The 12736-nt window shown below is 70.3% G+C and carries 10 protein-coding genes; 7 read left to right on the top strand and 3 right to left on the bottom strand.

Going from position 1 to position 12736, the window contains the following annotated elements:
* Nucleotides 1-54 precede the first annotated feature (54 nt).
* From ACQEVM_RS09940 to ACQEVM_RS09915, 6 genes are all read left to right on the top strand, one after another.
* Nucleotides 55-1110 (top strand): signaling protein, encoded by a 1056-nt coding sequence (locus tag ACQEVM_RS09940; protein WP_433077037.1) that lies wholly within the window; start codon nt 55-57, stop codon nt 1108-1110.
* A 159-nt stretch (nt 1111-1269) separates the two neighbouring features.
* Nucleotides 1270-3264, top strand: coding sequence for a hypothetical protein (locus ACQEVM_RS09935; protein ID WP_433077035.1), 1995 nt, complete (start codon nt 1270-1272; stop codon nt 3262-3264).
* A gap of 76 nt (nt 3265-3340) precedes the next feature.
* Entirely contained in the window at nt 3341-4846 is a 1506-nt protein-coding gene (locus tag ACQEVM_RS09930) for an SDR family NAD(P)-dependent oxidoreductase (protein ID WP_433077033.1), read from the top strand.
* 2 nt (nt 4847-4848) lie between these two features.
* Complete coding sequence (locus ACQEVM_RS09925) at nt 4849-5691, top strand: rhamnogalacturonan acetylesterase (RefSeq protein WP_433077030.1); 843 nt, start codon at nt 4849-4851, stop codon at nt 5689-5691.
* Entirely contained in the window at nt 5688-6500 is an 813-nt protein-coding gene (locus ACQEVM_RS09920; protein ID WP_433077028.1) for an Ig-like domain-containing protein, read from the top strand. Before ACQEVM_RS09925 ends, ACQEVM_RS09920 begins: the two co-directional genes overlap by 4 nt.
* Nucleotides 6501-6516: 16 nt before the next feature.
* Complete coding sequence (locus ACQEVM_RS09915; RefSeq protein ID WP_433077026.1) at nt 6517-8106, top strand: glycosyltransferase family 2 protein; 1590 nt, start codon at nt 6517-6519, stop codon at nt 8104-8106.
* Here the strand turns inward: ACQEVM_RS09915 and ACQEVM_RS09910 are convergent.
* On the bottom strand, nt 8076-9251 hold the full coding sequence (locus tag ACQEVM_RS09910; RefSeq protein WP_433077024.1) for a hypothetical protein: 1176 nt from the start codon (nt 9249-9251) through the stop codon (nt 8076-8078). The two genes, ACQEVM_RS09915 and ACQEVM_RS09910, sit on opposite strands and share 31 nt — an antisense overlap.
* 130 nt (nt 9252-9381) lie before the next feature.
* Between ACQEVM_RS09910 and ACQEVM_RS09905 the strand changes: the two genes are divergently transcribed.
* Nucleotides 9382-10473 (top strand): LCP family protein, encoded by a 1092-nt coding sequence (locus tag ACQEVM_RS09905; protein WP_433077022.1) that lies wholly within the window; start codon nt 9382-9384, stop codon nt 10471-10473.
* A gap of 71 nt (nt 10474-10544) precedes the next feature.
* Here the strand turns inward: ACQEVM_RS09905 and ACQEVM_RS09900 are convergent, their stop codons facing one another.
* Together ACQEVM_RS09900 and ACQEVM_RS09895 are read right to left on the bottom strand one after the other, a co-directional pair.
* Nucleotides 10545-11042: a GNAT family N-acetyltransferase gene (locus ACQEVM_RS09900; RefSeq protein WP_433077020.1), complete on the bottom strand. Its 498-nt coding sequence runs from the start codon at nt 11040-11042 to the stop codon at nt 10545-10547.
* A gap of 161 nt (nt 11043-11203) precedes the next feature.
* Nucleotides 11204-12718: an amino acid permease gene (locus ACQEVM_RS09895; RefSeq protein ID WP_433077018.1), complete on the bottom strand. Its 1515-nt coding sequence runs from the start codon at nt 12716-12718 to the stop codon at nt 11204-11206.
* Between the last annotated feature and the right edge of the window lie 18 nt (nt 12719-12736).

The raw sequence follows: 12736 nt of genomic DNA, 5'->3' as shown, positions 1-12736 counted from the left end.
GTCTCGCGCGGGGGCGGCGACGTCGGCCCGTACGGGGGCCGGCAGAATGTCTGCATGGCGGATGACACGACACTTTTCAGCCGCCGGACCCTGATGTTCGGCGGCGGCGCGGTCGCCGCCGGGTTGGCCGCGAGCGGTCTGACGTGGGCGCTCTCGTCGGAACCGGACGACGAGCCCGACCCGGCGGAACCCGACCCTCAGCCGACGGCCGGGGACTTCGACATGCGGACGGGCGCGGAACTGCTCGCACCGACGCCGCTATTCAATACGACGGGTCCGCAGTCGTTCGCCTTCGACGATGCCAACGGTTTGGTCTACACCCTTCAGACCGTGGAAAGCGGCATTCAACTGAAGGACGAGTCCGAGCCGTTGACTTCCGGCGACCGAAAGACCGCCGGCGACATGTGCCTGACCCGGATGAGCAGTACGGGAATATCTCTCGGGCACATGTATCTCCGCGGCTTCGGGCATGGAATCTCCTTCGGTGTCGAGCCCGTCGGGAAGCACACCTACATATGGGTGGAGAGCAGGCCCGACGCGGACAGCGGCTACGGCACCCAGATCGCCCGTGTGCTGTTCGACGACGGTGGCGTGGTCGACGGGTCCGACCGGCGGGTCCCGCACTACGATCCGGTCCCGGGCGCGTCCGACGTGTCCCCCGCGCTCGACCTGGCGGGTGGGCGGGTGCTGGTGAGTCACGAGACGGATGGGGAACACCGGCTGTCCGTGTACGGGATGGCGGACTTCCTCGCCGGTCGCTTCGACCCGTTGCACGCCGTGCGGGCCGGTGTCCAGGTGAAGGAAGAGGAGTGGTTCCAGGGCTGCGCCCTGCACGGGAACTTCGTCTACATCCTCACCGGCCGCCCGTACACGACCAAGGACGGGAACAATCCGCGGAAGTCCGGCGGAAACACGCACGTCTCGGCGATCGACATCCGTACGGGACGCGCCCAGGGCCGGCACAAGGTCACCGTGGCACCGGATCTGCCCTTCCGGGAGCCGGAGGGAATGGCGATCGGTTCCGCGGATTCCCGCCCCGCATTGTGCGTGGGCTTTTCCATCAAGGCCGAGGACCACCGAGAGCTGACGGTGTATCGCTTTACGGGGTGAAGAATCGGACCTTGAGGGACGAACGGCACACGTGCACACACAAGGGCCACCAACCATTGGCCCGAGCGTCACCTCGCGTTCTTAACTCGTCCATACGGCTGCTTATACTACTGCGACACTTCCGCCGAATCTCAAACCTCCACGGGGAGGCCTCCCACGATGGGCCCCAAACGACTGCACGCCGTCACCGGCGTTCTGATCAGCGCCGGGCTCATCCTCAGCTTCCTCGGGATGATGGCGGCGGTCGCCACGACCTCGTTGCCGATGTTCGCCTACTGCGCGGCCCTCAGCTACGCGGCCGACCTGATGCTCCACACCACCGAGTCGAGCACCCTGGAGCGGCTGCGCGACTCACGCTTCGGCCTGACCATGCGCTTCCTGATCCGGCAGTTCCTGCTGCTGGGCCTGTGCGGAGCCATCGCCGACATCGAGTCGTTCGTAGCGCAGATGACGACCATCGGCCTGCTCCTCCTGTTCATCCTGCAACTCGCGTACGGCGCGCTCCTCAAGCACGTGCGCAAGCAGCGCAACGAACTGCCCTTCACCACCCGCGGGCTGGACCTGGACGCGCTGGGCATCCGTCGCATGCCGCACCCGTTCCTGGTGGACAAGCACGTCCGCAAGACGCTGCACCTGGACATCCCCCTGGTGGCCGGCGCCCTCGCCACCATCGCGACCGACAACTGGCGCTGGGTCACGTACGGGATGATCATCACGGTCTTCCTCGCCTACCTGTCCCTCCTGGTGCTGCTGCCCGACGCGCGCAACGCGCTCAAGCTGCCCACCACCGACGAGGCCATCGACGAGCTGAACCACCAGCTGGCCGAATACCGCCCCCAGGTCGCCCTCTACTTCACCTTCGCCGCCATCTCCAAAGACTTCATGTACCAGGTGAACATGTGGTTGGAGGCCCTGGAGGCGTTGGACCTGCGGCCCCTCATCGTGCTGCGCGAGCGGGCCACCCTGCGGTACCTGGACGCCACGTCGGTTCCCGTCATCTGCGTGCCCAAGGCCGACAACCTCGCGCGCATCGAGATGCACGAACTCCGCGTCGCCCTCTACCCCGGCAACGCGGGCAAGAACGTGCACATGCTCCAGCGCGCCGAGGTCAAGCACGTCTTCATCGGCCACGGCGACAGCGACAAGCTCGCCAGCAGCAACCGCGTCAGCAAGGTCTTCGACGAGATCTGGGTGGCCGGCCGGGCAGGCCGCGACCGCTACGAGCGCATCAAGCACGCGGTGACCCACAACCAGATCGTCGAGGTCGGCCGGCCCCAGCTGATGCCCCTGCACAGTTGGACGGGCCGGGCCGTGAACCCCGTACCCACCGTCATCTACGCCCCCACCTGGGAGGGCTGGACCGACGACGCCTGCTACACCTCGGTGCTGCCGGCCGGCGAGAAGCTGATCCAGGCGCTGCTCGACCACAAGCTCGACATCCGTGTGATCTACAAGCCGCACCCGCTGACCGGTTCCCGCTCCCCGCAGGCCGCCGCCGCGCACCGACGCGTCATCGCCCTCCTGGAGGAGGACAACGCCCGACGCTTCGGCCGCAACGTGAGCGACTCCAAGGCCGCGAGCCGCAAGCTGGCCCGCCTCGACCAGCGCATCGCCGACCTCTCCGAGCGCGGTGTCCGTTCCCCGTACCCCGACCTCACCGAAGAGGAGCGGACCGCCCGCATCCGGCGCACCCGCAACCAGGCCGGGACCCTGTACTGGAGCGCGATGCCCGACGCCGCGCACCACGTGGTGACGAACCGGATCCCCGCGCTGTACGACTGCTTCAACCATTCCGACCTGCTCATCGGCGACATGTCGAGCGTGGTGTCCGACTTCGTCGCCACCCTCAAGCCGTACGCGATCTTCAACCTCGACGGGCTGCCGGACCAGGAGTTCCGCAACGAGCAGCGCACGGCGTACGCCTCGTACCTGCTCGACGCCGACTGCAACGGGCTGTCCGAGGCGATCGAGGCGATGCTCAACCCGGCCGAGGACCACATGGCCGCCTACCGGGAGCAGCTCAAGGAGTACCTCCTCGGCGCGGAGTACCCGCCGTCGGTCGTTCGCTTCAACGATGCCGCGAACGATCTCTACCGTCGTGGAGTCGCCGACTTCCCGATCGAGTACCCGGAGCCGGCGCCCTTCCCCGCCTAGCCGGCGCACCCTTCCACGGCCGATCCACACCCGCCCGGCCGTGGCCCCCAACCCAGCTCAGAGGAAGAAGGAGACCGTGCCGTCCAGTACCGCCCCCCGCCGTACCATCGCCGTTGTTCTCGCAGGGGGGACCGGCCAACGCATCGGGCTCGAAATACCGAAGCAGCTCCTCAAGATCGCCGGTAAGCCGATCCTGGAGCACACGCTGCACATCTTCGAGTCCGCGGCCGACGTGGACGAGGTCCTCCTCCTCATGACGCCCGACCATCTGGAGGAAGCCCGCCGGATCGTCGAGAACGCGGGCCTGACGAAGGTCTCCCGGGTGCTGGCCGGCGGGACGACGCGGAGCGAGACCACCCGCATCGCCATCGCCGCCGCCTCGCAGGGGCGGGAGGCCGACGAGAACATCAACCTGCTCTTCCACGACGCCGTGCGCCCGCTGCTCTCGCAGCGCGTGGTCCGTGAGTGCGTCGAGTCCCTGGAGCGCTACCAGGCCGTCGACGTGGCCATCCCGTCGTCCGACACCGTGATCGTGACGCGCACCCACGGGGACGACGGCGAGTTCATCACCGAGGTCCCGGACCGCTCCCGGCTGCGCCGGGGCCAGACCCCCCAGGGCTTCCGGCTGTCCACGATCCGCAACGCCTACGAGCGGGCCGCCGCCGACCCGTTCTTCCAGGCCACCGACGACTGCTCCGTGGTCGTCAAGTACCTGCCCGACGTGCCGGTCCACGTGGTCACGGGCGACGAGTACAACATGAAGGTCACCCAGCCGGTCGACGTGTTCATCGCCGACAAGCTGTTCCAGCTCGCCTCGCACGCCGCGCCCGCCCACGCCGACGAGGCCGCCTACCGCGAGCAGTTGTCCGGCAAGACGATGGTGGTCTTCGGCGGCTCGTACGGGATCGGCGCCGACATCGCGCGCATCGCCGAGAGCTTCGGTGCCCGGGTCTTCGCACTGGGGCGTTCCACCACCGGCACCCACGTGGAGAACCCCGACCACGTCGAGGCGGCGCTGGCCGAGGCGTACGCGCAGACCGGCCGGATCGACCACGTCGTGAACACCGCCGGCGTGCTGCGGGTCGGCCGCCTCGACGAGACGGACGACGACACGATCCGGCAGGCGCTGGAGGTCAACTACCTGGCGCCCGTGCAGATCGCGCGAGCCGCCCACAAGTACCTCGGCAAGACCGAGGGACAGCTGCTGCTCTTCACCTCCAGCAGCTACACCCGGGGCCGCGCGAACTACAGCCTGTACTCGTCGGCGAAGGCCGCCATGGTCAATCTGACGCAGGCGCTGGCCGACGAGTGGGCCGAGGACCACATCCGCGTGAACTGCGTGAACCCGGAGCGCACCGCCACCCCGATGCGCGTCAAGGCCTTCGGCGAGGAGCCGACCGGTTCCCTGCTCAGCTCCGAGGCGGTGGCCCTGACCTCGCTGGACGTCCTGCTGTCCACGATGACCGGACACGTCGTCGACGTGCGCCGGCAGGACCCGACGACGAACGCGGCGCAGCGATCCGCCTTCGAGGCGGCGCTCGCGGCGGTGCTGGTGCAGACGGCCGGGGACGAGGGAGTCTAGGCGTGACGTACGCACCCGGACCACGCCAGGAGGACCGCCCGAGGATCTTCGTGGCGGGCGGATCGAACTCGGTCCACCGGCCCTACAGCTTCCTGCCGATGGCGGGCTGGACCCAGGCGCTGCCGCTGTTCCTGAACGAGGCGGTGGAGGTGGTGAACTGCTCCCGGGCACGAGCCAGCTCCAAGAGCTTCCGCGAGCGCGGCCGGCTCCAGTGGATCCTGGACACCATGCGGCCGGGTGACTACCTGCTCTTCGGTTTCGGGCAGACGGACTGGAAGCCGGACCCCGGGCTGCACACCGAGCCGTTTTCCACCTTCCTGGAGCACATGACGGCGTACGTCCACGGGACCCGCGAACGCGGTGCGCACCCGGTGATCCTGCTGCCGTACGAGCGGCGGCGGATCGACCGGCACGGCAACGTCGCGCGCTTCCTCGGGGACTATCCGGTGGCCGCGCGGCAGTTGGCCGAGGACGAGCACGTTCCGGTCGTCGACCTGTACGAGCAGAGCCTCCAGTGGTGGGAGGAGCTCGGGCCGGAGGCCTCCAAGGCCGTCTTCACCTACCTGCGGCCGGGCGAACCCCTCCAGGAGCACGTGCTGGACGGGGACAACGTGCACCTGCGGGCCGAGGGCGCGATCGAGTGCGCGCGCTTCATCGCCCGCAGCATGCTGGAGCAGGGCGTGATCCCCGCGCACTGGGGCCGCGACCTCGACCGGACCCGTTTCTCGTACGAGGAACTGGGCTGGCTGGACGAGGAGACCTTCTGGCACCGCACCAAGACCCGTGTGTCGAAGATGCCGGCGGCCCCGGCCGGCGCCCCCGCGAACAAGGAGTCCGGCGCGTGAACCACCTCCTCGGCCGGGGCCGGGCCCTCGGCTCGGATCCCTCCCAGGGCGCCGCCTACGCGGGCCTGTACTCCTCGGCGGACCCGCGACACGGCGTGGCCCCCGGCGAGGTCGTCCAGTTCGGTCTCTCGGTCGCCGTGGACCGGACGGGCTCGCGCGGCTGCGCGTACCTCCTGGCCGCCCCGCTGACCGCCGCCGGCGAGATCGTCGGCGTCCAGGGGCTGGAGTACTTCCCCCGGCAGCGCTGGTTCCGGGTGCGCGCGGAGGCGGGTGATACCGGTACCGGTGTCCTGCAGCTGCGGGCCGCCGAGAACGCCAAGGCCCCCCGGATCCGTCCCCAGATCATGGTGGGCGTCCCGGACGCGACCGGACGCAAGATGGTCCGCACCGCCCGACTCGACACCCAGGCACTGCCGTTGCGCCGGCCCGCCGCGCGCGGTCTGCGCATCGCGACCGAGCCCAACACGCCCGGCGCGGTACACGTGCTGTCGGGCGCGCCCACCGGGTCCGCGGCGATCTCGGTGACCCGGCCGGGCAACGGAGACGCGCAACTGTCCTACGACGGGTGGGTGACCTACACGCCCGACCCGGGCTTCGTCGGGTACGACCGCTTCGCGTACGTGGTGGGCATCCCCGGGGCGGGCGAGCAGACCTCGCACGTCAACGTCTTCGTCGGCGCGCTCGCCGCCACGCCGGGCGCGTTCCCGGAACACACGACGGACGTCGCCTTCCGCCCCTGGCAGTGGCCCGAGCTGACCGGCGAGATGCCGTGGCCCGCCCCCGCGCCCCAGCGGTCCGCGCAGAACTGAAGAGGATCACTCGACCATGAACACAGCCGTCGTGAACGTCATGGACGTGACGGTCGCCGTCCGGGTCCGCGATCAGGCCGCCGAACTCGACGCCTGTCTGGCCTCCCTCGTCGGCCAGTCGATCGGCACGGACCGGCTGGAGATCATCGCCGTCGACGACGGCTCCACGGACGACAGCGGATCGGTCCTGGCCAGGGCCGCGCACCAGTACCCCTTCCTGCGCATGGGCATGGTGACCCACGGGCAGAGCCCGGCGGCGGCCCGCAACTGGGCGCTGAGTCAGGTGCGCGGACGGTACGTGATCTTCCTGGAGGCCTGCGACCGGCTGGCGCCCGACGCGTTGGAACGGATGGTCGCGGCGGCGGACACCAACGAGGCCGACGTGGTGCTCGGCAGGTTGGAGAGTTCGGGCCGGCACACCGTCGCGACGTCGATGTTCCGCAAGAACCAGCCCTACACGGACGTGGACACCTCCCGCGTCTACTGGTCGCTGACCCCGGACAAGCTGTTCCGCACCAGCATGCTCCAGCGGCGCGGGCTGGCGTTCCCCACCGACATGCTGATCGGCGACGACCAGGCGTTCACCGCCGCCGCGTTCATCGGGGCGGACAACGTCTCGGTCGTCGGCGACGCGACCTGTGTGGTCAAGGGAGCCCCGCCCGCGTCCCCGGCCGGGCTCGCGGACCGGGTGGCGCTGGTCTCGCGCATGCTGGCGCTGGTCGACGCGCAGGTGCCCGAGGGGCCGCGCCGGGACCGCCTGCACTCGCGCCACCTGGAGGTGGAGCTCGGCAAGGCGACCGCGGCCGCGCTGTTGTCCGCGACGGACCCGACGGAGGCCGAGCAGGCCCTGTGGGCGGCGGCCGAGGTGTTGCGGACCCAGGCCCGCGCGGGGGCGCTCGCGCTGCTGCCGCGCATGCTCGCGGTGCGGTTCGCGCTGCTGGCGCAGGGCAGGATCGCCGAGGCCCGGTCGATGGCCGCCTTCGAGGCGGACAAGAACCGGCCGGGCGTCCGCAAGACGGTGGAGGGCGGCCGGGTGTACACCGGGCTGCCGTTCTTCCGTGATCCGCAGGTCGGCCTGCCGGACGAACTCTTCGACATCACCGACGACATGACGGTCAGTCACGAGTTGCAGAAGCTCCGCTGGGACGGGGCGATGCTGCTGCTCGACGGGTACGGGTTCTTCGAGCAGTTGTCGACGAAGGAGCGGGCCACCCGCGTCGTGCTGAGGGAGCGGACCACCGGCGCCCAGGAGACGCACGCCGTGACCGCGCGGCGGGACGACACCCTCACCAACGCCAAGGGCAACGCGCGGGCGATGGGTCGTTTCTCGGCCCGGATCAACCTGGCGCAGACCGCGATCGGCCGGCCGCTCCCGCCGGGCGTCTGGGAGGTCCACCTCGCCGTGAGTTTCGAGGGCGTGTCCCAAGAGGTACGGCTCGGCCCGAAGCGGGCGGCCGAGGTGGACACGACGGCCCGGATGCCGGTCCGTATCGCACCCTCGCCCGACGCCCCGGAGACGGAGCTGGTCGCGACGCCCTTCTACACCGAGTCGGGCGGTTTGTGCGTCGAGGTGTCTCAGCGGTTCCCGGTGCCGGGTCGCGCCTGAGGGGATCCGACGGCGTCCCAGGGGCCGAAGACCAGCCCCTGGGCGGGGTCCTGTCGCGTGAGGACGAGCGCGCCCTCGCGGTCGAAGGCGGCCACCACGATCCGCCCGGCCGCGTCGACGGCGGGCTGCGGGGACAGCACGCCGTGACCGCCCAGGGAGGCCCGCCAGGTGCCGTAGGCCTCGTTCTCGGTGACGTAGGCGGTGAGTTCGACGCCGCCGTCCGCGCCGACGTGCGTGAGGACCGTGCAGTCGTAGCCGCCGAGCATCGTGCGGACCACGCCCGGCGCGCCCCGGCCACCCGCGTCGCCGAGGCCCACCAGGGTTCCCTGAAGACCCTGTTCGCCGGCGCGCCAGGCGACCAACGAGCCGTCGCCCGGGTAGCGCCAGAAGTACGTCGCCCGGCGGGGGCCCGTCTCGCACACCGCGATCGTGCCGGGGACCACGGGGGACGGCACCCGGTCGGCGTGCCGGAACCGGCCCTGCCCGGCGCCCGCCCAGCGGTCGGCGCCGGCGGCGCCGACGGCGAGCAGTTCCAGCGGGCCGCCCGCGGGCATCAGCGGGGTGACCTCGCCCTCGTAGGGATCCGGGGACAGCTGCTTCCAACCACCCCACACGCCCTCGGCGTTGCGGCTGCACCGCAGGATGCCGCCGTGGCGCAGGGACACGAGCACGTGCACGGAACCGGAGCGCTGGTTGACGGCGATGCGGGGCGGGCCGGTCGGCACATCGCCGGTGGGGCCGCCACGGACCTGGGGAACACCGAGGCCACGCCAATCGGTGAGGGCGCGGCCTGACTGGAACTGGGTGGAGACGGCAATCTCCGGTCTGCCCGAACCGTCCCGGGCGGCGACCGGGGCGGCGAAGTGGACATATCCCTCGCGGCTTCGGGCCATGGCCGCGGACCCGGTCCACCCGGGAACCTCGAACCGCTCGGGGCCCGTCCACCCGGAGGCGGGGGCGGCGGCCTCGGTCCAGCGCAGCAGTCCGTCCGGCCCGCAGGCGTAGGCCGTCAGGCGGCCGTCGCCGCCCGTGAACAACCATGTTCCGGCCGGGGGTCGGACCGGCGGTCGGGCCGGTCCGCCCGGGTCGGCGGACGCCGCCCCACGGGCGGAGAAAGCCGTCCGACCGGCGCTGTTGCCTCGCATCACGCCGTCCATCCGCCCTTCCGTCGAGTGCTGTCCGTCGTTCCTCCGACGGCCTTTCACCGAAAAGGACCAGCCACTCGAAAGCGTGTCCTATGATTCACCCCATCTATAATAGAAGGGCTCCGCCTCCATGATTGACCGGCCCTCGGCACCGGCCCCGGCCTCCTCCCCTGTCTCCCGGCGAAAGCCGCGGCGTGGCAGGCGCGTTCTGTGGATCGTGCTCTCGGTGGCGGCCTTGCTCGTCCTCGCGGTCGGCGGTGCCGGCTGGTGGACCTACAGCCACCTCAACTCGAACATCTCCAGCGTCGACCTGAACCAGGCGATCGGCGACAACCGCCCGAAGAAGGTCGTCGAGAACGCCCAGAACGTCCTGGTCCTCGGGTCCGATTCACGGGCCGGGGCCAACGGCGACCTCGACCACGGCGACGTCAGCGGCGCCCGCTCCGACACCGCCATGCTGGTGCACATACCCGAGGGCCGCTCCAGGGCCACCGCGGTGAGCATCCCCCGCGACACCCTGATCAGCCGGCCCGAGTGCAAGGACAACGACGGCGGCACCGCGCCCGCCGCGAAGCGGGTCATGTTCAACTCGGTCTACTCCCTCGGCGGCCCCGCCTGCGTCGTGAAGACCGTGGAGCAGCTGTCCGGAGTCCGCGTGGACCACTTCGTCGAGGTGGACTTCGCCGGCTTCAAGGGTCTGGTCGACGCCCTCGGTGGGGTCACCGTCACCCTCGACCAGCCGATGAGCGGCGCCAAGGGCGGCCTCAAGCTCGACGCGGGCACCCACCGCCTGAACGGCACCGACTCGCTGAAGTTCGTACGGACCCGCTACGGCTACGGCGACGGCAGCGACCTCGGGCGCATCGGCCTCCAGCAGCAGTTCATGCTCGCCATGCTGTCGGAGATCAAGAAGCAGGACGCCCTCGGCAACCCGGCCCGGCTGTACAAGCTGGCCGACGCGGGGACCAAGTCGCTGACCACCGACTCCGATCTGGCGTCCCTCACCGCGCTGTCCGACTTCGCGCGGAGCATGAAGGCCGTGGACCCGGCGACGATGGAGACCATCATGCTGCCGGTGGCCTACGACAAGGTCGACCCGAACCGCGTGGTCGTCGCCGAGCCGCAGGCCGGCCAACTGTGGGAGGCCCTGCGCACCGACCAGAAGGTCCCCGCCTCGGCGAAGAAGTCACCCGCCAAGGGTGGCACGACCGCCAAGCCGTAGGGCCGCGTCGCTGGGCCAGGCCCTGTCGTCGAAGTCTCGCCTGGCCCGCGGCGCCACTTCGACGACAGGGCCTAGCGCAGCACCGTGCGCCAGTCGTTGCTCGTCTCCCAGTTGCCCGGGGGGTACTCGAACGGGACCTCGCCGAGCAGGACGAAGCCGGCCTTGCGGCAGACGGCGTTCGACGCCCCGTGGTCGACGGGCGGGAAGGCGTGCAGGTGGCGGCGCGTGCCGTGCTCGGCCGCGTGAAGGACGAGGGCGCGGGCCGCCGCGGCGGCGAGGCCGCGGCCCTGGTGTTCGGGCAGGATGCCCCAGCCCGTCTCGTAGACCTCCTCGTCCTTCCAGGTGCGCTCCCAGAAGCCGATGCTGCCCACGCTCTCCCCGTCGGCGACGACGCGGAACATCCGGCCGGCCGCTGGCTCCCGGGCGCTGAGAGCGAGGTACCGGCCGTGCCGGTTCCGGAGCTTCTCCTCCGTCTCCGGGCCGCCGAGATGGGCGGTCATGACCGGTTCGTTCTTGCGGAGCAGCAGCCAGTGGTCGTCTTCCGCCCAGGCTTCCAACGTGATCTCCATGGCGCCCAGGCTAGTCGCGGGGCGCGCCGCCGGACAGGTGCGGGTGCGAACGGACGACCGGGCCCCGGCGGGTCGCTGCCCGCCGGGGCCCGGTCGTGGATGCCTCTGGGTCCTGTCGTCGAAGTCTCGCCTGGCCCGCGGCGCCACTTCGACGACAGGGCCTAGCGTGCCTCGTGGTGCGGGTCGAGGCCCACGCCCTCGCCCCGGCCCAGTCGGCTGTGCTTGCGCCCGTACAGGAAGTACACGCCGATGCCGATGACCATCCAGACGACGAACCGCAGCCAGGTCTCGGCCGGCAGGTTGAGCATCAACCACACCGAGGCGGCGATCGACACGATCGGCACGAACGGCACCCACGGGGTCCGGAAGGCCCGGTGCAGGTCCGGTCGGGTCCGACGCAGGATGATCACACCGAGGGCGACGACCACGAAGGCGAACAGCGTGCCGATGTTCACCAGGGTGGCGAGTTCGTTGATGCTGGTGAACCCGGCGACGATGGCGATGATCACGCCGAGCAGGATCGTCGGCCGGTACGGGGTGCGGAACCTCGGGTGCGTGCGCGAGAAGAAGCGCGGCAGCAGGCCGTCGCGGCTCATCGCGAAGAACACGCGGGTCTGGCCCAGCAACAGGATCATGCAGACCGTGGTCAGACCCACCGCGGCGCCGAAGCTGATGATGCCTCCGTACACCGGATGGCCGGCGGATTTGAAGGCGTCGGCCAGCGGCGCGCTCACCGACAGTTCGGTGTAGTGCTGCATGCCGGTCACCACGAGGGAGACCGCCACGTACAGCACCGTGCAGATCAGCAGCGAGCCGAGGATGCCGCGCGGCATGTCGCGCTGCGGCATCTTGGTCTCCTCGGCGGCGGTGGCGACCACGTCGAAGCCGATGAAGGCGAAGAACACGACGGAGGCCGCGGTGAAGATGCCCATGACGCCGAAGTTGGTCGGCTCGTAGCCGAAGATCAGCTGGACCAGTGGCGCGTCGAATCCCGCGCCGCCCTCCTGGGGCACCGCCTCGGGGATGAACGGCTTGTAGTTGCTGCCCGTGATGAAGAACAGGCCCGCGATGATCACGATGAGCACCACCGTGACCTTGATCGCGACGACGATCGCCGTGATGCGCGCCGACAGCTTCACGCCGATGACGAGGACCACGGTCAGGACCAGGACCAGCAGGAAGGCGAGCAGGTCGAAGGTGCCGCCCGGCACGTCCGGCCCCTCCAGGGCCGCGGGTAGATGGATGCCCGCGTTGTCCAACAACGAACGGACGTACCCGGACCAGCCGACCGCGACGACCGCGGTGCCGAGTGCGAATTCCAGCACCAGGTCCCAGCCGATGATCCAGGCGGGAAGCTCGCCGATCGAGGCGTAGGAGAAGGTGTACGCCGAACCGGCGACCGGGACGGTCGAGGCGAACTCGGCGTAGCACAGGGCGGCGAGCCCACACACGATGCCGGCGGCCACGAACGCCAGGGCGGTGGCCGGGCCTGCGTTCTCCTTGGCGACCTTGCCGGTGAGGACGAAGATGCCGGTGCCGATGATGACACCGACGCCGAAGACCATCAGGTCCCAGGAGGAGAGCGACTTGCGGAGGGCGTGTTCGGGCTCCTCCGTGTCGCGGATGGACTGTTCCACCGACTTGGTACGGAAAGGACTGTTGCGATCCGTGCTCACCGACGCCTCCGAAAGGTG

Source organism: Streptomyces sp. CA-243310, from assembly GCF_050936775.1.
Lineage (GTDB): Bacteria > Actinomycetota > Actinomycetes > Streptomycetales > Streptomycetaceae > Streptomyces.
This window is presented reverse-complemented; position numbering and strand designations above follow the sequence as displayed.

Coding starts and splice junctions, on each gene's coding strand:
- ACQEVM_RS09940 (WP_433077037.1), top strand. CDS start 55: ATGGCGGATGACACGACACTTTTCAGCCGCCGGACCCTGATGTTCGGC.
- ACQEVM_RS09935 (WP_433077035.1), top strand. CDS start 1,270: ATGGGCCCCAAACGACTGCACGCCGTCACCGGCGTTCTGATCAGCGCC.
- ACQEVM_RS09915 (WP_433077026.1), top strand. CDS start 6,517: ATGAACACAGCCGTCGTGAACGTCATGGACGTGACGGTCGCCGTCCGG.
- ACQEVM_RS09910 (WP_433077024.1), bottom strand. CDS start 9,251: ATGCGAGGCAACAGCGCCGGTCGGACGGCTTTCTCCGCCCGTGGGGCG.
- ACQEVM_RS09905 (WP_433077022.1), top strand. CDS start 9,382: ATGATTGACCGGCCCTCGGCACCGGCCCCGGCCTCCTCCCCTGTCTCC.
- ACQEVM_RS09900 (WP_433077020.1), bottom strand. CDS start 11,042: ATGGAGATCACGTTGGAAGCCTGGGCGGAAGACGACCACTGGCTGCTG.